General features: G+C 57.0%; 14 protein-coding genes. 8 read left to right on the forward strand and 6 right to left on the reverse strand.

What is annotated here, in order from left to right:
- Window positions 1-14: 14 nt before the first annotated feature.
- Window positions 15-623, reverse strand: a complete 609-nt coding sequence (locus HV340_RS10290) for a TetR/AcrR family transcriptional regulator (protein WP_074176880.1) — start codon at window positions 621-623, stop codon at window positions 15-17.
- A 219-nt stretch (window positions 624-842) separates the two neighbouring features.
- Between HV340_RS10290 and HV340_RS10295 the strand changes: the two genes are divergently transcribed.
- Complete coding sequence (locus HV340_RS10295) at window positions 843-2,039, forward strand: MFS transporter (protein ID WP_181216498.1); 1,197 nt, start codon at window positions 843-845, stop codon at window positions 2,037-2,039.
- A 38-nt stretch (window positions 2,040-2,077) separates the two neighbouring features.
- Here HV340_RS10295 and HV340_RS10300 read toward each other — a convergent pair whose 3' ends face one another.
- Window positions 2,078-3,067 carry a 2-hydroxyacid dehydrogenase gene (locus tag HV340_RS10300; RefSeq protein WP_014169916.1) on the reverse strand — a complete coding sequence of 330 codons (990 nt, stop codon included), beginning with the start codon at window positions 3,065-3,067 and terminating at the stop codon, window positions 2,078-2,080.
- A 210-nt stretch (window positions 3,068-3,277) separates the two neighbouring features.
- Here HV340_RS10300 and HV340_RS10305 point away from each other — a divergent pair, with 210 nt between their 5' ends.
- From HV340_RS10305 to HV340_RS10315, 3 genes are read left to right on the forward strand one after another with little or no spacing between them, the layout of a single operon-like run.
- Entirely contained in the window at window positions 3,278-5,917 is a 2,640-nt protein-coding gene (locus HV340_RS10305; protein ID WP_063925005.1) for a YdbH family protein, read from the forward strand.
- Window positions 5,914-6,105 (forward strand): YnbE family lipoprotein, encoded by a 192-nt coding sequence (locus tag HV340_RS10310; protein WP_014169918.1) that lies wholly within the window; start codon window positions 5,914-5,916, stop codon window positions 6,103-6,105. Before HV340_RS10305 ends, HV340_RS10310 begins: the two co-directional genes overlap by 4 nt.
- 7 nt (window positions 6,106-6,112) lie before the next feature.
- Complete coding sequence (locus tag HV340_RS10315) at window positions 6,113-6,430, forward strand: YdbL family protein (RefSeq protein ID WP_014169919.1); 318 nt, start codon at window positions 6,113-6,115, stop codon at window positions 6,428-6,430.
- Here the strand turns inward: HV340_RS10315 and feaR are convergent, their stop codons facing one another.
- Entirely contained in the window at window positions 6,431-7,339 is a 909-nt protein-coding gene (gene feaR / locus HV340_RS10320) for a transcriptional regulator FeaR (protein ID WP_181216499.1), read from the reverse strand.
- A gap of 241 nt (window positions 7,340-7,580) precedes the next feature.
- Between feaR and HV340_RS10325 the strand changes: the two genes are divergently transcribed.
- On the forward strand, window positions 7,581-9,080 hold the full coding sequence (locus HV340_RS10325; protein WP_014169921.1) for an aldehyde dehydrogenase family protein: 1,500 nt from the start codon (window positions 7,581-7,583) through the stop codon (window positions 9,078-9,080).
- A gap of 41 nt (window positions 9,081-9,121) precedes the next feature.
- Here HV340_RS10325 and HV340_RS10330 read toward each other — a convergent pair whose 3' ends face one another.
- The 3 genes from HV340_RS10330 to paaZ form a co-directional block, all read right to left on the reverse strand.
- Complete coding sequence (locus tag HV340_RS10330; RefSeq protein ID WP_025204287.1) at window positions 9,122-10,228, reverse strand: membrane-associated sensor domain-containing protein; 1,107 nt, start codon at window positions 10,226-10,228, stop codon at window positions 9,122-9,124.
- Window positions 10,229-10,489: 261 nt separating this feature from the next.
- Window positions 10,490-12,766 carry a primary-amine oxidase gene (gene tynA, locus HV340_RS10335; RefSeq protein ID WP_181216500.1) on the reverse strand — a complete coding sequence of 759 codons (2,277 nt, stop codon included), beginning with the start codon at window positions 12,764-12,766 and terminating at the stop codon, window positions 10,490-10,492.
- 165 nt (window positions 12,767-12,931) lie between these two features.
- The gene (gene paaZ / locus HV340_RS10340; RefSeq protein ID WP_050736744.1) at window positions 12,932-14,971 is read right to left on the reverse strand and encodes a phenylacetic acid degradation bifunctional protein PaaZ; all 2,040 of its coding nucleotides are present in this window, start codon (window positions 14,969-14,971) and stop codon (window positions 12,932-12,934) included.
- 284 nt (window positions 14,972-15,255) lie between these two features.
- On the opposite strand from paaZ, the gene paaA reads away from it, so the two are divergent.
- Genes paaA through paaC form a run of 3 tightly spaced genes read left to right on the forward strand, consistent with a single transcriptional unit; the run spans window position 15,256 to window position 17,239 of the window.
- Window positions 15,256-16,185 (forward strand): 1,2-phenylacetyl-CoA epoxidase subunit PaaA, encoded by a 930-nt coding sequence (gene paaA, locus HV340_RS10345; RefSeq protein ID WP_014169925.1) that lies wholly within the window; start codon window positions 15,256-15,258, stop codon window positions 16,183-16,185.
- An 11-nt stretch (window positions 16,186-16,196) separates the two neighbouring features.
- A complete protein-coding gene (paaB, locus tag HV340_RS10350; RefSeq protein WP_050736745.1) occupies window positions 16,197-16,484 on the forward strand; it encodes a 1,2-phenylacetyl-CoA epoxidase subunit PaaB in 288 nt (95 codons plus the stop codon).
- 8 nt (window positions 16,485-16,492) lie between these two features.
- Window positions 16,493-17,239: a 1,2-phenylacetyl-CoA epoxidase subunit PaaC gene (gene paaC / locus HV340_RS10355; RefSeq protein WP_181216501.1), complete on the forward strand. Its 747-nt coding sequence runs from the start codon at window positions 16,493-16,495 to the stop codon at window positions 17,237-17,239.
- The last annotated feature ends 6 nt before the right edge of the window (window positions 17,240-17,245 follow it).

The following is a 17,245-nucleotide window of genomic DNA, read 5'->3' on the forward strand; positions in this document are numbered from 1 at the left end:
TATGGGTAAATTTTTTAGGCGAGTAGCGCCATCACCGTCTCTACCAGCCGTTCGCGTGCCGGTAATTCTCCGGCTTTGCCCGCCACACGCATGCCCAGGACCAGGCACAGCAAAACGCCGCTCAACGCCTGCGCGTCGTGTCGCGAATTAACTGAACCGTCCTGCATACCCTGTTCGATCAGCTGGAGGATCGTGTGCTGATTTCGTGCAAGCGCGCTCTGCACCAGCCCGGCAATTTCGCCGTCAAACTGGCTGAGTTCAAGGGTGCTGCCGACCACCAGGCAGCCGCGGCGCCCTTCGACAGCGCTGGCCGATTCAAGATAAAAGTTCAGCAGCTCGGCTATTTTGGCCCGGCCATCAGGTTGTCGCGCCAGACGCTCGCGCAACGATTGATTGCGCAGGGAGGTATAACGCGCGAATACCTGCAGGAACAGGCCACGTTTATCGTGAAAGGCTTTATAAATACTGCCCGCAGTGAGCTGCATCGCATCGCTCAGGTCACTTATCGACGCGCTGTGGTAACCCTTTTCTCTGAATACCGGCATCGCCAGATCCAGGACCGCATCGAGATCAAACTGCCGCGGACGTCCGCGCTCGCGTGCGTTCTGTAGCTTCTCAGACATTGTGCTCATCATTTAGGAAACAATCGATTCCTAAATACTCCCATAAATGGGCGTATCTGGAAAGCGTGAAGTTCTATAAAAAGAGTTTGCCGTGGCAGAAGAGTGGAGTGGTCATTTTAGCTTCAACACGCTCCGGTATACTGCATCGTGATTTTAACAGGGCGTCGAACGTACAGGCCGTCGCTAACAGAGCCAGTCAATATGCAAAAGGCAGGAAGTATGTCTCTTGGTTCACTGCGGGCGTTGTGCCTGACAAGTTTTTTCATTGCTGATGTTCGCGATGGCCTTGGGCCCTTCCTCGGCATCTTCCTGACGGAACGTCACTGGACCCCGGATGATATCGGCATCCTGATGACCACCGGGGGGCTGGCGGGATTACTGGCAACGCTGCCGGCGGGATTTATTACGGATACCTCCCGCAATAAGCGTTCGGTTCTGGCACTGCTTTGTATCGCCATTACGCTGAGTACGCTGCTGCTCTGGTTTAGTCAGCAGAGCGGCGTCGTCGCCGTCTCGCAAATTATCACCGGTATCTGCGCGGCGTTTGTGGGGCCATTGATTGCGGGTATTACGCTGGGTCTGACGGGCCCGAGCGGGTTTAGCACGCAGATGGGGAAGAACGAGGCGTTCAACCACGCCGGCAATTTCCTGACGGCGGTGATTGCAGGCGGCATTGCCTGGTTCTGGGGCGTCGGGGGCATTTTCCTGCTGATGACCTGTACGACGCTTCTGACGTTGTGCGCGCTGCTTGCCATTCGTCATACAGATATCGACAACGATGCGGCGCGGGGGCTGACCTCTTCAGCCCGTCAACCAGTCCCCGGCGTCGCGGTGCTGATTAAAAACCGGGCGCTGTTGATAACCGGGCTGACGCTGCTGCTGTTCCATCTGGCCAATGCCGCACTGCTGCCGATGCTGAGCATGAGGGTTGCTGCGGCACCGGCAACCATCAATCCCGGATTATTTGCGGCGGCCACCGTCATCATTTCTCAGGCGGTGATGATCCCCGTCGCCATTGGGGTGGCAGGTCGAATTGAGCGCTACGGTTACTGGCGTTTCATCATGCTGGCCCTGCTGATCATGCCCGTTCGGGCGGCACTGGCAGCCTCCACAGACGCCCCGTTGATGATGATCCCGGTACAAATTCTTGATGGTCTGGCCGCGGGGATCCTGGGCGTTGTCGTGCCGTCGTTTATCGTGGTGCTGTTGCGCGGGAGTGGGCACGTGAATGCCGGGCAGAGTGTGGTAATGCTGATGCAGGGTGTCGGGGCAGCAATAAGCCCGGCGTTAACCGGCACCATTGCCGGTCATTACTCTTTTGCGACGGCCTTTAGTGTGCTCAGCGCCATTGCGCTGCTGGCTGTCCTGCTCTGGTGGCGCTTTGCTCACCGGAGCTGGACACCAGACCGGGCGTAGCTGGCCGGGCAGGGCAGAGCCGCACCCGGCACACGGGTTTACACGATAGCGTTAGGGCACTCTTCACCTTTTTCCAGCTGCTGCAAGTTCCCCAGCGTGGTTTCTGAAATGCTGATCAGCGCTTCGGCAGTCAGAAACGCCTGGTGTCCGGTGAACAGGACGTTATGGCAGGCAGACAGACGGCGGAATACGTCGTCCTGGATCACGTCATTAGATTTGTCTTCGAAGAACAGATCGCGCTCATTCTCATACACGTCCATCCCCAGCGCGCCAATCTTCTGGGTCTTCAGCGCTTCAATAGCGGCCTGGGAATCAATCAACCCGCCGCGGCTGGTGTTGATGATCATCACGCCATCTTTCATTTGGTCAAACGCCGCCTGGTTGAGCAGGTGGTAGTTTTCCGGCGTCAGCGGGCAGTGCAGGGAGATAACGTCAGACTGTGAAAACAGCGTCGGCAGGTCGACATATTCCACGCCCAGATCCAGCGCGGCAGCGCTTGGGTAAGGATCAAACGCCAGCAGACGCATACCAAACCCTTTCAGAATGCGCAGAGCGGCGACGCCAATCTTACCGGTACCGATAACGCCTGCGGTTTTACCGTACATGGTAAAGCCGGTCAGTCCTTCCAGAGAGAAGTTGGCATCACGGGTACGCTGATAAGCACGGTGAATACGACGGTTCAGCGACATCATCATACCGATGGCATGTTCCGCGACCGCTTCCGGAGAATATGCCGGGACGCGGACCACCTTCAGCCCCAGCTCTTTTGCGGCATCAAGATCCACGTTGTTGAAGCCAGCGCAGCGCAGGGCGATATATTTCACGCCCTGTTTTTTCAACTCTTCCAGCACCGGACGGCTGCCATCATCATTCACAAAAATGCAAACGCCTTCACAGCCGTGCGCCGTTTTGGCGGTTTTTTCGGACAGCAGAAAGTCGAAAAATTCAAGCTCAAACCCGTAAGCCTCGTTAACATGTTGCAGATACTTTTTGTCGTACTGCTTTGTGCTATATACCGCGAGTTTCATAAGACTTTCTCCAGTGATTTTGCATTCACGTTAGCATGATTAAAATTATCTTACAATTTCTGAAATATTATTGAATTCAATAAGTTCTATCAATTATTTTAGAGCATCTATCCTTAAATTTGGCATTCTCTTCAACTGACTGGCTAAACATGCGACAATGATCGGCACTGTCGGCTTAATTCTTTCGCTAAATCAGGATATTAACTGCCCATGAGGGGTACATACAAAGCCGCAATCGCGCTCTTACTGCTGTTCATTCTGGTGCCGCTGACGCTGCTGATGACCCTTGCCCAGTGGGTACCAACCCTTGCCGGGATCTGGCTTCCTGTCGGGACACGCATCGCCTTTGAACAAAGTCCCAGACTCACGCGTCATGCCCTGATCATCCCCGATCTTCGCTATCTTGTGGATGACTGCGAAATTGCCCGAGTCGATAACGCGACCCTGTCGCACCCCAGCCGCTGGAAACTGGATGTCGGCGCGCTCGAACTGAACTCCGTTTGCCTCAATAAAATTCCCCAGTCCGCACCGTCCACGGTCGCGCCCAAAACGCTGGCGCAGTGGCAGGCGGTGTTACCGAATACCTGGCTTACTGTCCATCGTCTGACGCTCTCGCCCTGGCAGCAGTGGCAGGGAGAACTTCAGGCGTCGCTGACGCCTGCGCGTCAGGAGATTACCTACAAAGGTGAGCAGGTCAGCATTAAAGGGATGCTCCGCGGTCAGACCCTCTCTGTCACCCAGTTCGATGTACAACTTCCCGACCAGCCACAGCCGATAAAACTGGTGGGACAATTCACCCTGCCGCTGGTGCCGGACGGCGTGCCGGTTAAAGGCCATGCTGTTGCGACCTTTAACGTGCCACAGTTAACCTCGCTGGTCGATGCCGATCTCGACTGGGAAGCCAATCAGGGGCAACTGGTGGTCATGGCGCGGGATAACCCCGATCCGCTGCTCGATCTGCCGTGGCAAATAACCGCGGAACAGCTGAATATCAGTGACGGACGCTGGAACTGGAACCTTTCCGGCATGCCGCTGAGCGGGCGCGTTGGCCTTCGTGTCGATAACTGGCAGGCGGGGCTTGAGAAAGCGACCCTGACCGGGCGTCTGAATGTGCTCACTCAAGGGGATGCGGGGAAGGGCAACGCGGTGCTGAATATCGGACCGGGCAGGCTCAGTATGGAACAAAGCGACATGCCGCTTCATCTGAGCGGCGAGGCGAAACATAACGACCTGGTGCTCTATGCCAGACTGCCGGCAAAACTGACCGGAAGCCTGTATGAACCGCAGCTCTCCTTTGAGCCGGGCGCGCTGCTGCGCTCACGTGGTCGCATTATCGATTCACTGGATATTGATGAAATTCGCTGGCCGCTGGCGGGCGTCAGGCTGACCCAAAAGGGTGTCGATGGACGCCTGCAGGCCATTTTGCGGGCGCACGAGAACGAGATGGGTGATTTTGAACTGCATCTGGATGGCCAGGCCAGTGACTTTTTACCCGACAACGGCCTGTGGCAGTGGCGCTACTGGGGCAAAGGGGGCTTCACCCCAATGAATGCGCGCTGGGATGTTGCCGGAAAAGGCGAATGGCGCGACAACCTTATTGAGCTGACCGCGCTTTCAACCGGTTTTGACCAGCTCAAGTACGGTGCCATGGAGGTCAGTAAACCCCGTCTGGTGCTGGATAACCCGGTGCGCTGGTATCGCGATCCTGACAAGCCGACGTTCAGCGGAGCGCTGTCGCTGAATGCCGGGCAAACCCGTTTCAGCGGCGGCAGTGTATTGCCGCCGTCGGTGCTGACCTTCAGCGTAGACGGAACAGACCCGACACTGTTCCAGTTCAAGGGCGATCTGCATGCCGATGCTATCGGTCCGGTACAGGTGAACGGACGCTGGGACGGGGAACGCCTTCGCGGGCAGGCCTGGTGGCCGAAACAATCGCTCACCGTGTTCCAGCCGTTGATCCCGCCAGACTGGAAAATGACGCTGCGTGACGGCGAACTGTATGCGCAGGTGGCCTTCTCGGCGGCCGCGGGTCAGGGCTTTGAGGCGGGCGGTCACGGCGTGCTGAAAGCCGGTAGCGCCTGGATGCCAGACAACCAGATCAACGGCGTCGACTTTGTCCTGCCGTTCCGGTTTAGTGAGGGCACCTGGTCGCTGGGAACGCGCGGCCCGGTAACCTTACGGATTGGCGAGGTGGTAAACCTGGTGACCGCGCGGAATATCACGGCGGACCTGCAGGGTGACTACCCCTGGAGTGAGGCGAACCCGCTTTTGCTCACCAATGTGAAGGTGGAAACCCTCGGCGGAAAAATCACCATGCAGCAGTTGAGGATGCCGCAACACGATCCGGCGCTGCTGCGGGTAGACAATATCTCCTCCAGCGAGCTGATCAGTGCCGTTAATCCGAAGCAGTTTGCGATGTCTGGCCCGGTGAGCGGGGCGCTGCCGTTCTGGCTGGACAATGAAAAATGGATCATCAAAGATGGCTGGCTGACCAACCCCGGCCCGATGACGCTGCGTATCGATAAAGACACGGCGGACGCCATCGTAAAAGATAATATGGTGGCGGGTGCCGCAATTAACTGGCTGCGCTATATGGAAATTTCTCGCTCGTGGACAAGAATCAATTTAGATAATCTGGGTGAATTAACCATGCAGGCGACCCTTAAGGGAACCAGCCGGGTAGAGGGTAAAAGCAGCTACGTTAATCTGAACTATACCCATGAAGAGAATGTCTTTACCCTCTGGCGTAGCCTGCGTTTTGGAGACAACCTGCAAACCTGGTTTGAGCAACACGCGGCAATACCTGGTATCCGCAGTTCGACTGGCAAGGAAAGTGAGGAACAACAATGAAAAAGATGGCTGGTGTGCTCACCGTTGCCGTTGCCGCGCTACTGACCGGCTGTACGCCGCGCATTGAAGTCGCCGCGCCGAAGGAGCCGATTACCATCAATATGAATGTCAAAATCGAACATGAGATCCACATTAAGGTCGATAAAGACGTTGAAACCCTGCTGAAATCACGCAGCGATCTGTTCTGAGGATGCCATGAAACGATTAGCTCTGATGTTACTGGCGCTCGGCATGAACGTGCAGGCGGCAACGCTGACCTTAAATGACGCCCGGACGCAGGGGCGCGTGGGGGAAACCCTGAGCGGTTATCTTGCGCCAATCAAACAGGATGCGGAAACCCTGGCGCTGGTCAATCGCATTAACGCCGCGCGCACGGAAAGCTATCAGAAGCTGGCTGACAGCAACAATCTGCCGGTGGATGAAGTGGCGAAAATGGCAGGGCAAAAGCTGGTTGCCCGCGCCCAGCCGGGCGAGTACGTGAAAGGCATCAACGGGAAATGGCTGAAGAAGTAGTTAGCGAAAGCGCTTACGATATTCGCCAGGCGAGACGCCAAAACGCTGCTTAAAGGCGGTTGAAAAATGGCTGTGGTCGGAAAAGCCCCAGCTGTAGCCAATGCCCGCCAGCTTTTCATCATCGCTGGCGGAGCGCAACACTTGTGCGCACAGGTCGAGACGGCGGTTTTTAATGTACTGGGCGACCACCAGCCTCTTATCAGCAAACATGCGGTAGAGGCTTCGCACCGACATCCCGCTCTGTGCAGCAATCCATTCCGGTCGTAGTGATTCAGACTGAATATGATCGTCAATCAATGACAGCACATTGCGGAACAGGCGTTCTTTACGTGGCTGAGTCACGTCGCGCTGCTGGAACGCGGGGCGAAGCAGACAGATCATCGCTTCCAGCGCCGCTTCACTCTCCCGGTCACTCAGATCGGCATTCCCCATACTTTCCATCAGCAGGTGGTGGCTTAACTGAACGGTGGGCAGCGTGCGCGAAAGGGTGAGCGCGCAGCTTACCTCCTGAAAACGACACTGTTGCTCAATAATCTGGCGCGGAACCAGCAGCGAAATCTGGCGGGATTTTTCATGCCAGGCAATGGAGCACGGGCGGGAAGCATCAAGCAGCGTGATATCGCCGGTCTTCAGCACCGCGCGGCGGTCGTCCTGTTCAATCTCCGCGCTGCCTTCCAGCTGAAATACGGTGTAGAACCAGGCATCGTTACTGTCGTTAATCTCATGGCGGGATCGGAACAGGTTAACGCCACCTGCGGTTACGGTGCTTAACTTCAGGCTACGGGCATAGCTGGTTTCCAGCTCGCCGACGAATTCCCCCTCCAGCGGACGCGCATTAAAACGCCCGCAGACCTGGTTAATTTGTGCCAGCCACTGTTGATACTGTTCCTCTTCGCTTGCACACGCCATCGCTTATCTCGCTGCACCGTCAATGTTTTTGCATTGTTGCATTTGTGTTGCATTTTGTCAGGGCTATGAGGCTGACTATAGGAAAGAACACTCACCGGTAACAGCGTTATAAGACGGAATTATCACGATTTGCGGAGCCTGTCACAGGTGGCAAAGCGAATGTCACAGAGACAAAAGCGAGAATCCAAAACCCCTCTTAGACTGCATTAACACCCTGCGAATAAAAACGAAGGAGTACCCTATGTCTGAATCTCAGGTAGCCGTTCAGCCTGCCGTACAGCAGTTTTTAGACCGACATCATGGCCTGTGGATTGAAGGGCGTCAGGCCGCGTCGGACAGTGAAAAGCGGCTCAATGTCTATAATCCGGCAACGGGCGATGTCATCGCCTCCACCGCCGATGCCAGCGTTGATGATGTCGACCGCGCCGTGATGTCCGGCTGGCGTGCGTTTGTTGCCCGTAGCTGGGCCGGAAAATTACCGGCAGAGCGTGAGCGTATCCTGCTGCATTTCGCCGATCTGGTTGAGCAGCACAGCGAAGAGCTGGCCCAGCTTGAGACGCTGGAGCAGGGGAAATCCATTCATATCTCCCGCGCCTTTGAAGTGGGCTGCACCCTGAACTGGATGCGCTATACCGCAGGGCTTACCACGAAAATTGCCGGTAAAACCCTCGACCTCTCCATCCCCTTACCGCAGGGGGCCCGCTATCAGGCGTGGACGCGCAAAGAGCCGGTTGGCGTGGTGGCCGGGATTGTGCCGTGGAACTTCCCGCTGATGATCGGGATGTGGAAAGTCATGCCTGCGCTGGCGGCGGGGTGTTCCATTGTCATTAAGCCTTCAGAAACCACGCCGCTCACGATGCTGCGCGTGGCGGAACTGGCAAGTGAAGCGGGCATCCCCGACGGGGTGTTTAATGTGGTCACGGGAAGCGGTGCGGTGTGCGGTGCCGCGCTGACCTCACATCCGCATATTGCCAAAGTGAGCTTTACTGGCTCAACGGCGACAGGCAAGCAAATTGCCCGCGCGGCGGCGGATACGCTCACGGGGGTGACGCTGGAGCTGGGGGGTAAAAACCCGGCTATCGTGCTGAAAGATGCTGACCCGGCCTGGGTAATTGAAGGCCTGATGACCGGCAGCTTCCTGAACCAGGGGCAGGTTTGTGCTGCGAGCTCCCGTATCTATATTGAAGCGCCGCTGTTTGACACGCTGGTCAGCGGGTTTGAGCAGGCGGTGAAATCCCTGAGCGTCGGGCCGGGCATGTCGCCGGAGGCGTTCATCAACCCGCTGGTCTCGCGCGCGCACTGCGATAAAGTGCAGACCTTCCTCGACGAGGCAAAATCGCGCAATGCGGAGTTGATCACCGGTAACCGGGGGCCGGATGGCAAAGGTTATTACGTGTCGCCGACGCTGGTGGTGAACCCGGATGCCGCGCTGCGACTCACCCGCGAAGAAGTGTTCGGCCCGGTGGTCAACCTGGTGCGCGTCGCGGATGGCGAAGAAGCGCTGGCGCTGGCCAACGACACCGAATACGGGTTAACGGCCAGCGTCTGGACGCAAAATATCAGCAAGGCGCTGGAATACACCGACCGGCTGCAGGCGGGGACCGTCTGGGTGAACAGCCATACGCTGATCGACGCCAACCTGCCGTTTGGCGGCATGAAGCAGTCCGGCACCGGGCGCGATTTCGGCCCGGACTGGCTGGATGGCTGGTGTGAAACCAAATCGGTATGTGTACGGTATTAAAACAAAGCGTGTCGGGCTGGCGCAACGGCCACCCGACACGGCTATCGTGACCAGCGGTCCCGTCCGGCCGCTTTCGCCCGGTACAGCGCCTCATCGGCGCGGGCGATAATCTCCGTCCCCGCCAGACCCTCTGCCATTCCTGCAATGCCCATGCTTACGGTGACGCGATCGCTGACTTTTGAGGCATCGTGCGCTATTGCCTCCGCGCGCAGGCCGTCCTGAATACGCATGGCAACTTTTTCGGCTGTGTTTTCCGGGCAATCAAAGAGGATCACCACAAACTCTTCACCGCCGTAGCGAGACACGACATCGTCAGGTGTTCGCACCGACTGCCGAAGCACCTGCGCCACGCGGGTCAAACATTCGTCACCGGCCTGATGACCATAGGTGTCGTTGTAAAGTTTGAAATAATCTATATCCAGCATAATCAGTGAGAAGGCTTTTTTCTGCTCAACGGCATTCTCCAGCACCACTTCCATCTTGCGACGGTTGGCGGTCTGGGTTAACGGATCCTGATGCGCCAGCGCTTCCAGCCGCGAAATCAACAGCTGGTTTTGCTGGTTACGTCGCCAGGCCTCATCAAACCAGCTTATCAGGATGAAACGCCCGCAGAGCAAAATCAGCGTAAAGACGGTCCAGACGGCGGCAAAGTGAAGGTTGACACCATCATTGAGTACCCAGCTTGCGACCGGTAGCGTGACCCAGAGCGGGATCACGAAGGAGAGTAACCCACGGGGGTAAAAGTAGAGCGCCGTCAACCCGGCGAGTAACAGAATCGCGCACAGGGGCCAGACGTGAGGCAGCAACAGATCGGTGATAAACCAGAAACAGGATATCGACCAGATGACGCTACAGAAAAAGAGCACCACGCTGATGCCGGCAATACGTCGCCAGGCCATGATGATTAACGCAGCTGACAGAATAATAATGCCGAACATCGAGGCATCGATAAACTTCAGCAAAGGCAGCGACCGGAGGTAGAGGGGGTCGTCGGGCTTAAGCGAGACGTGGCGCAGCAGGATCATCACGGCGAAGCTGATGTTGACGAATGCCAGCCACGGCAGGTTCATCGCCAGCCCGTGCATAACCATCGCCTGACGCGTCGGCCAGGCAGCCCGCTCTGGCGTCGTTTTTTTTCTTTTTTCCATAAATGCTCTTTATCCTTTTCTGGGAGCAAGTGAGACAGGAACGGGCGGAGGAACCGTCCGTACATATCGCCGTTACGGTGTCACAATATTAAACCATAAGAGCTAACCCATACAGCCAAGTATGGCATCGCGTTGGGCGCTGTCACGACGGAACTTAAGACTAGCCAGCAGAAGGTGTTAAAGAATGGCTGGAGTAAGATAACGATAAGCAGGACGAGACAGTCAGCAAATAAAAAACCGGGCATTACGCCCGGTCTGTTTTTATTTTTGTTCGTCTTTTTTCCTGCCGAGTGTCGGCGTTTCGTCGAAGAAGTTCCACGGTTTGAGCAGGGTATGCACCCATTCCGTTGGCATGATTGGCCACTCTTCGGCGCGCGCGACGTGGGTTGTGCCGGTGGTCATCCAGACGACGTCATCCTGATCGTTTAGCGACTCGTTATCTTTGCTGTATTTGCCAAGCCCCGTATCGTGGGTTGAGCGGTTTGGGAATTTGCCCTCCGGGTACATCTCATCCGGATGGTAACGCGTGACCCACAGCTGTTTATCCATAAAGCTCAGGCGGTGATAGATCCACTCGTCCGGGGCAAATTTCGCGCCGGTCGCCACCGGGTGCGTCCCCCCGGCGTAAGGGATTATCTGATACGAAATTGGGTTCCCCATGCGGTTCTCTTTGCTGGTGTTGCTCAGCAGACGAATGGTGCCCGGGTCAAATTTCTGCGCCGCCTGCTGCTCGGTATCAATAGCGTACTGATTGATCTGCATGGTGCTGGTTCGCGGGCCGCCGGCGGTGTTCGGTTTCACCTGTGGATCCATTGCCACCAGCGTGTTGTTGATGCCATCCACATCCATATCGAGACGGAAGTTATAGATGTGCTGGTGGGTGGTCCCGACGATGTTGTGATCAATTAATGTGCCGTATCGGGTATCGTCTTTGGCAGTAGGGTCATGCATCGTTTTCGCCTGTACGCCTTTCACCGCCTCAATCCCCGTTGCACCGGCATCAATCCCGATGGAGCCATTTTCGTGGAATACCCAGTCGAAAATGTAGTCGTAGTTGCCAACGGTGCTCACCCAGCGAACCACCAGCTCGCGCCGCTCGGTACTGACGTTAGGCTGACCCATCTCCTGGTGTTTATATTCCGGTCCTGCGTAGCGTTCAAAAATGGCGATGGCGCGGGGGATCTCCATCGGCGCACCGGTGTAATCGGCAATGGTTTCATTGAGCATCACGGCGTTGGACGGCACGTCTTTGCCGCGCACCAGCGGAGAGGTCAGGGTGCCCATGCCGTAATCGCCGGAATCCAGATAGGCTTTGAAGTACCAGCCCACGTCAGGGTCACCGTAAGGAACGATCATCCCGCCCAGGGAGCCCTGATACATAATCTGGCGTTTTTTGCCGTTGTCATTGTAGGTGACGGTAGAAATCATTGGGCCCACGCGGGAATCCAGACTCAGATGGAAATCCCAGTTCTGCCAGTGAATCATATCGCCGGTAATGGTGTAGTTTTTGCCTTCCGGCTCAATGATGTCGAGCGGCTTTTTCGGCGTGTTAATGCGATCACGTCCATCATACGGACGCGGCGTCATCGGCACCGGCACAACGGCACCTTCTTCAATCTTCTGGATCTTCTTCTGCTCAAGGTCGACCACTGCCACCAGGTTCTCAATCGGGTGCGCCCAGTAGTTGCCGTCGCCCACGTCCAGATAGCTCACCACTTTCAGCAGCCGGTCTTCCTGTTTCAGGCCATCTTTGCCGTCAAAATAGCCGACGGTCAGTGGCGTGGTGATCACTTTCTTCGTATCGGTAATGCCGCGCTTTTTCAGAACCTCGGCAAACTCTGCACTCTCGTTGATGATCTGCTGAACGGTCGCAAAATCATCCAGCAGCACCATGCCGTGGGCATCTTTAATGGCGTCCCAGCGCAGGATCTTTTTATCCTTCAGGTCCACCAGACTTTCAATAACGTGTTTCCCGTCCAGCATGGTGATGTTCGCCTGGCGGGGAGAGTCCACCGCCGTGCCGTTGAGCACAAAGTCCCACACTTTGGCTTTCTCGGGTTCGGCCAGGGCTATCTGGGTGAAGCGGGTGTTCGGTTTAAAATCCGCAGAGCCTTTCACAATCTCCACGGCTTGCTTAATTTCGTCAGCCGTTAGCGCGTTTAACGGGTGAGGGCGTTTTTCAACCTGGAAGGTCTGGTCGAGACCAGACTGGAAAACGTCGTTGATGAAGGTCTCGGAGATGAACGCTTTTTTGCCTTTCATGACTACCGGCACCTGCAGCGTGAGGGTTTTGCCGTTCACAATAGCGGTTTTCGCGCCGGGCTTGACCTTCACATATGCCCCGTCCTTTGCAATAGTGAACATCTGTGCGTAATCATCCCACTGCACATCGGCGCCAAACGCCTGCAGCGTTTTGTCCATCGGGACCATATGCGCCTCACTGCCGTGTGCGAAAACAGGTGATTGCCAGGCGCAACACAGCGCAACGGCCATAGCCAGTGCCGTTCTACGGGCAGAAAAAGAAGAATTGCTTCCCATCGTAGACCTCATCTTGTTGTGTTTATTGTGTTGTGACAGCCTTATCCTGACAGGCGCCCGAGAAAAGCGTTTGCCTGCATCTGCCAGGTTATTTGTTGGTCTTGCCAGGTTAAAAAAAGACCGGGGCAATATCACACCCCGGTCAACGTGCGAGAGAGGAACGTGTCAGAAGTCGCCGTGCTGGCGCGCCACCAGCGTCAGGATGGAGTAGAGCGCGACCGCCTGCTGGTGCTGGTTAAAGATCTCAACGGCCCATTCGACCACGCCGGTTGGCTTCTCATCGGCGGTCCGTTGTTTCTTGAGCGTTTTACGTTTACAGGTGAGGCGCACCTGAATGGTATCGCCCGGCTTAACCGGTTCGATAAAGCGCAGGTTTTCCATGCCGTAGTTGGCAATCACCGGCCCAACGCCGGCATCAACAAACAGACCCGCCGCGGCAGAGATCAGGAAGTAACCGTGTACCACCCGTTCGCCAAAGATGGATTCTGCCGCGCCGATTTTGTCCATATGGGCGTAGAAGTGATCGCCGCTCAGGCAGGCAAAGTTAACGATATCGGCTTCCGTCAGGGTGCGGCGCGGGGTCAGCAGGCTGTCGCCCGGCTGCAGTTCTTCAAAGTATTTCCGGAACGGATGAACGCGATCTTCATGAACCGCAGCACCCCGTACCCACTGTTTGCCGATGGTGGCAAGCATGGTCGGGCTGCCCTGAATGGCGGTGCGCTGCAGATAGTGCTTCACCGCACGCAGTCCTCCCAGCTCTTCACCGCCACCTGCGCGGCCAGGACCGCCGTGCACCAGCTGCGGCAGCGGAGAGCCGTGTCCGGTGGACTCCCTGGCGGATTCGGCGTTAAGGATCTGAATTCGTCCGTGCGCCCGCGCCGCGCCGGCAATAAACTGGCGGGCGATAGCCGGGTCGGCGGTGACCAGCGTACCGGCCAGACTCCCGCCACCCGCTCGTGCCAGCTGCATCGCGTGGTCTGAATTGCGGGAGGGCATCAGCGTGGCGACCGGCCCGAAAGCTTCGGTGCAATGCACGGCGGGGGTTTCATCTGGCTGTGGGCAGAAAAGCAGCGTCGGCGGGAAGAATGCCCCCGCAGCCTGCAGATCCGCTTTTCCGCCGAGTCTGACCTGGCAACCCGCCGCAATCAACAGATCGACTTTCTCCTGCACGTCCGCGCGTTGCTCGCCGTTCACCAGCGCGCCCATCTTCACCCCGTCCTCTGCCGGGTCGCCGACGACCACGTTTTGCAGCCGCGCGATCAGCGCCTGGCTGACGGCATCCATCCGATCCTGAGGCACAATTATGCGGCGGATGGCGGTACATTTTTGCCCTGCCTTGGCGGTCATTTCGCGTACCACTTCGCGAATAAACAGTGCGAATTCTGGCTGTTCCGGCGTCACATCCTCCCCCAGAACGCAGCAGTTGAGGGAGTCGGCTTCCATTGTAAATGGAATGGAATTCGCCACGATATTCGGGTGAATGCGCAGGCTCTGGCCGGTGCTGGCGGAGCCGGTAAAGGTCACCACATCCTGGCTGTCGAGATGATTCAGCAGATCGCCCGCGCCGCCGCAGACAAGACTGATAGCGCCGTCCGGCACCAGACCGCTCTCCACAATCGCTTTCACCATCGCCTGCGCGACCTGCGCGGTGGCGGTGGCGGGTTTGATAATGGCAGGCATCCCCGCAAGCCAGGTAGGCGCCAGTTTTTCCAGCATTCCCCAGCACGGGAAATTAAAGGCGTTGATATGGACCGCCACGCCCGATTTTGACGTCAGTACGTGACGCGCAGCAAAGCCGCCTTCCTTCGACAACGGGATCAGCTCATCTTCCGGCCAGAGTGTGTCATCAGGCAGCTCGCGGCTCCCGAGGCTGGCATAGGTGAACAGCGTCCCGATCCCACCCTCAATATCCACCCAGCTGTCCGCTCGGGTCGCCCCGGTCTGGGCAGACAGGGCATAGAACGTCTCTTTCTCACTAAGCAGATGTTTCGCCACCGCCTTCAGCATGGCGGCACGGTCGATAAAGGTCATGGCGCGCAGGGCTTCGCCGCCACGCGCGATCGCATAGCGACGTGCATCCGCCATGTCCAGCCCTTCGCTGGTCACGGACCACAGCGCTTCGCCACTGATGGCGTGATGGATAGTACGTTCGCGGCCCCGGCCAGACTGCCAGGCACCGGACAAGAAGCTGGCTAACTGCTGCATCGCTTATCTCCAAGTGTTACGTAATTTCACTATCAATAGTTTAATCATGAATCATAAAAAGCAAGCTGAGTTTTAATGAATTGTTAACATTGTGATCCAGCGTAATGAAGTGGAAGGCCGGAAGCCCTGTTGTGCAGGCCTTGTGCAAAAAGCCTTGCGAGCACCATCACAAAATGGGGAAACATTTCTTGGGTTTGTATTTAACCTTTGTGTAACTTTTAAGAAATGAAGTGATTCAGTATTTCACTTTAAGTGGTAAATAATAGAATCATAAAGGTGATGACGTGACGCAAGAACAACGCTTTGAGCAGCGCATAGCGCAGGAGACGGCGATTGAGCCTCAGGACTGGATGCCTGATGCCTATCGTAAGACGTTGATCCGCCAGATTGGTCAGCACGCGCATTCCGAAATTGTCGGCATGTTGCCGGAAGGAAACTGGATCACCCGCGCGCCGACGCTGCGCCGCAAAGCGATCCTGCTGGCGAAAGTGCAGGACGAGGCCGGGCACGGTTTGTACCTCTACAGCGCGGCCGAGACGCTGGGCTGCGCGCGGGAAGACATCTACCAGAAGATGCTCGACGGCAAGATGAAATACTCCTCCATCTTCAACTACCCGACCCTGAGCTGGGCGGATATCGGGGTGATCGGCTGGCTGGTGGACGGTGCGGCGATTGTCAACCAGGTGGCGCTGTGCCGCACCTCATATGGCCCCTATGCCCGCGCGATGGTGAAAATCTGTAAAGAAGAGAGTTTCCACCAGCGTCAGGGCTTTGAAGCCTGTATGGCGCTTGCGCAGGGGAGTGACGCCCAACGCCAGATGCTGCAGGACGCCATTAACCGCTTCTGGTGGCCCGCTCTGATGATGTTCGGCCCAAACGATGACAACTCGCCGAACAGCGCCCGCAGCCTCGCCTGGAAAATCAAACGCTTCGGCAATGACGAACTTCGCCAGCGCTTTGTCGACAACACGGTTCCGCAGGTAGAAATGCTGGGTATGACGGTTCCGGATCCTGACCTGCGTTTTGACGAAGAGAGCGGTCACTACCGCTTTGGCGAGATCGACTGGCACGAGTTTGATGAGGTCATTAACGGGCGCGGTATCTGTAACCACGAACGTCTGGCTGCCAAACGTAAAGCCTGGGAAGACGGGGCGTGGGTGCGTGAAGCCGCACTGGCGCACGCGGAAAAACAACACGCCCGCAAAGTGGCTTAAGAGGAAACACGATGAGCAATGTCTACTGGCCGCTGTACGAAGTGTTCGTACGCAGCAAACAAGGGTTGTCCCACCGTCATGTGGGAAGTCTTCATGCCGCCGACGATCGCATGGCGCTGGAAAATGCGCGTGATGCCTATACCCGTCGCAGTGAAGGCTGCTCTATCTGGGTGGTGAAGGCGAGCGAGATTGTCGCCTCTCAGCCGGAAGATAGCGGCGAGTTCTTCGACCCGGCGGAAAGTAAGGTTTACCGCCATCCTACGTTTTACACCATCCCTGATGGCATCGAGCACATGTGAGGTCAGGGATGAAAACATTATCCGCATATGCCCTGCGTCTGGGCGACAACGGTCTGGTGCTCTCCCAGCGTCTGGGCGCCTGGTGTGGTCACGCGCCGGAGCTGGAAATCGATCTCGCGCTCGCCAACATCGGCCTCGACTTGCTGGGGCAGGCGCGCAATTTCCTGACCTATGCCGCAGCGCTGGAAGGTCAGGGCGATGAAGACACCCTGGCGTTTGGGCGTGATGAACGCCAGTTTCACAACGTGTTGCTGGTGGAACAGCCTAACGGCAGTTTCGCCGACACGCTCGCGCGCCAGTACTTTATGGATGCCTGGAACGTAGCGCTGTATGAACGCCTGACCCACAGCAGCGACAGCCAGCTTGCCGCCATCGCCGCGAAAGCCATTAAAGAGGCGCGCTACCACCTGCGCTTCAGTCGTGGCTGGCTGGTGCGTCTGGGTGACGGAACGGAAACATCTTCACAGCGTATGCAGCAGGCGGTTGACACCCTGTGGCGGTTTACGGCCGAGCTGTTTGAAGCCGATGACGTCGAGCTGGCGTTGATTGCCTCCGGCGTCGCGGTTGATCCGCGCGAGCTTCGTCAGCCGTGGGAGCAGGAAGTGTTTTCCGGTTTGCAGGAGGCCACCCTGAGCGTGCCGTCGGAAGTGGCGTATCGCTCGGGGGGCAAGCGCGGGCTGCATACCGAACATCTCGGCCCAATGCTGGCAGAAATGCAGTATCTCCAGCGTGCCCATCCGGGTCAGCAGTGGTAAGTACGG

This window comes from Enterobacter sp. RHBSTW-00975, assembly GCF_013615235.1.
In the GTDB taxonomy this organism is placed as follows: Bacteria; Pseudomonadota; Gammaproteobacteria; order Enterobacterales; family Enterobacteriaceae; genus Enterobacter; species Enterobacter ludwigii.

Coding starts and splice junctions, on each gene's coding strand:
- paaC (WP_181216501.1), top strand. CDS start 16,493: ATGAAAACATTATCCGCATATGCCCTGCGTCTGGGCGACAACGGTCTG.
- HV340_RS10295 (WP_181216498.1), top strand. CDS start 843: ATGTCTCTTGGTTCACTGCGGGCGTTGTGCCTGACAAGTTTTTTCATT.
- HV340_RS10310 (WP_014169918.1), top strand. CDS start 5,914: ATGAAAAAGATGGCTGGTGTGCTCACCGTTGCCGTTGCCGCGCTACTG.
- HV340_RS10325 (WP_014169921.1), top strand. CDS start 7,581: ATGTCTGAATCTCAGGTAGCCGTTCAGCCTGCCGTACAGCAGTTTTTA.
- paaB (WP_050736745.1), top strand. CDS start 16,197: ATGAGCAATGTCTACTGGCCGCTGTACGAAGTGTTCGTACGCAGCAAA.
- HV340_RS10300 (WP_014169916.1), bottom strand. CDS start 3,067: ATGAAACTCGCGGTATATAGCACAAAGCAGTACGACAAAAAGTATCTG.
- paaZ (WP_050736744.1), bottom strand. CDS start 14,971: ATGCAGCAGTTAGCCAGCTTCTTGTCCGGTGCCTGGCAGTCTGGCCGG.
- feaR (WP_181216499.1), bottom strand. CDS start 7,339: ATGGCGTGTGCAAGCGAAGAGGAACAGTATCAACAGTGGCTGGCACAA.
- tynA (WP_181216500.1), bottom strand. CDS start 12,766: ATGGGAAGCAATTCTTCTTTTTCTGCCCGTAGAACGGCACTGGCTATG.
- HV340_RS10315 (WP_014169919.1), top strand. CDS start 6,113: ATGAAACGATTAGCTCTGATGTTACTGGCGCTCGGCATGAACGTGCAG.
- HV340_RS10330 (WP_025204287.1), bottom strand. CDS start 10,228: ATGGAAAAAAGAAAAAAAACGACGCCAGAGCGGGCTGCCTGGCCGACG.
- HV340_RS10305 (WP_063925005.1), top strand. CDS start 3,278: ATGAGGGGTACATACAAAGCCGCAATCGCGCTCTTACTGCTGTTCATT.
- HV340_RS10290 (WP_074176880.1), bottom strand. CDS start 623: ATGTCTGAGAAGCTACAGAACGCACGCGAGCGCGGACGTCCGCGGCAG.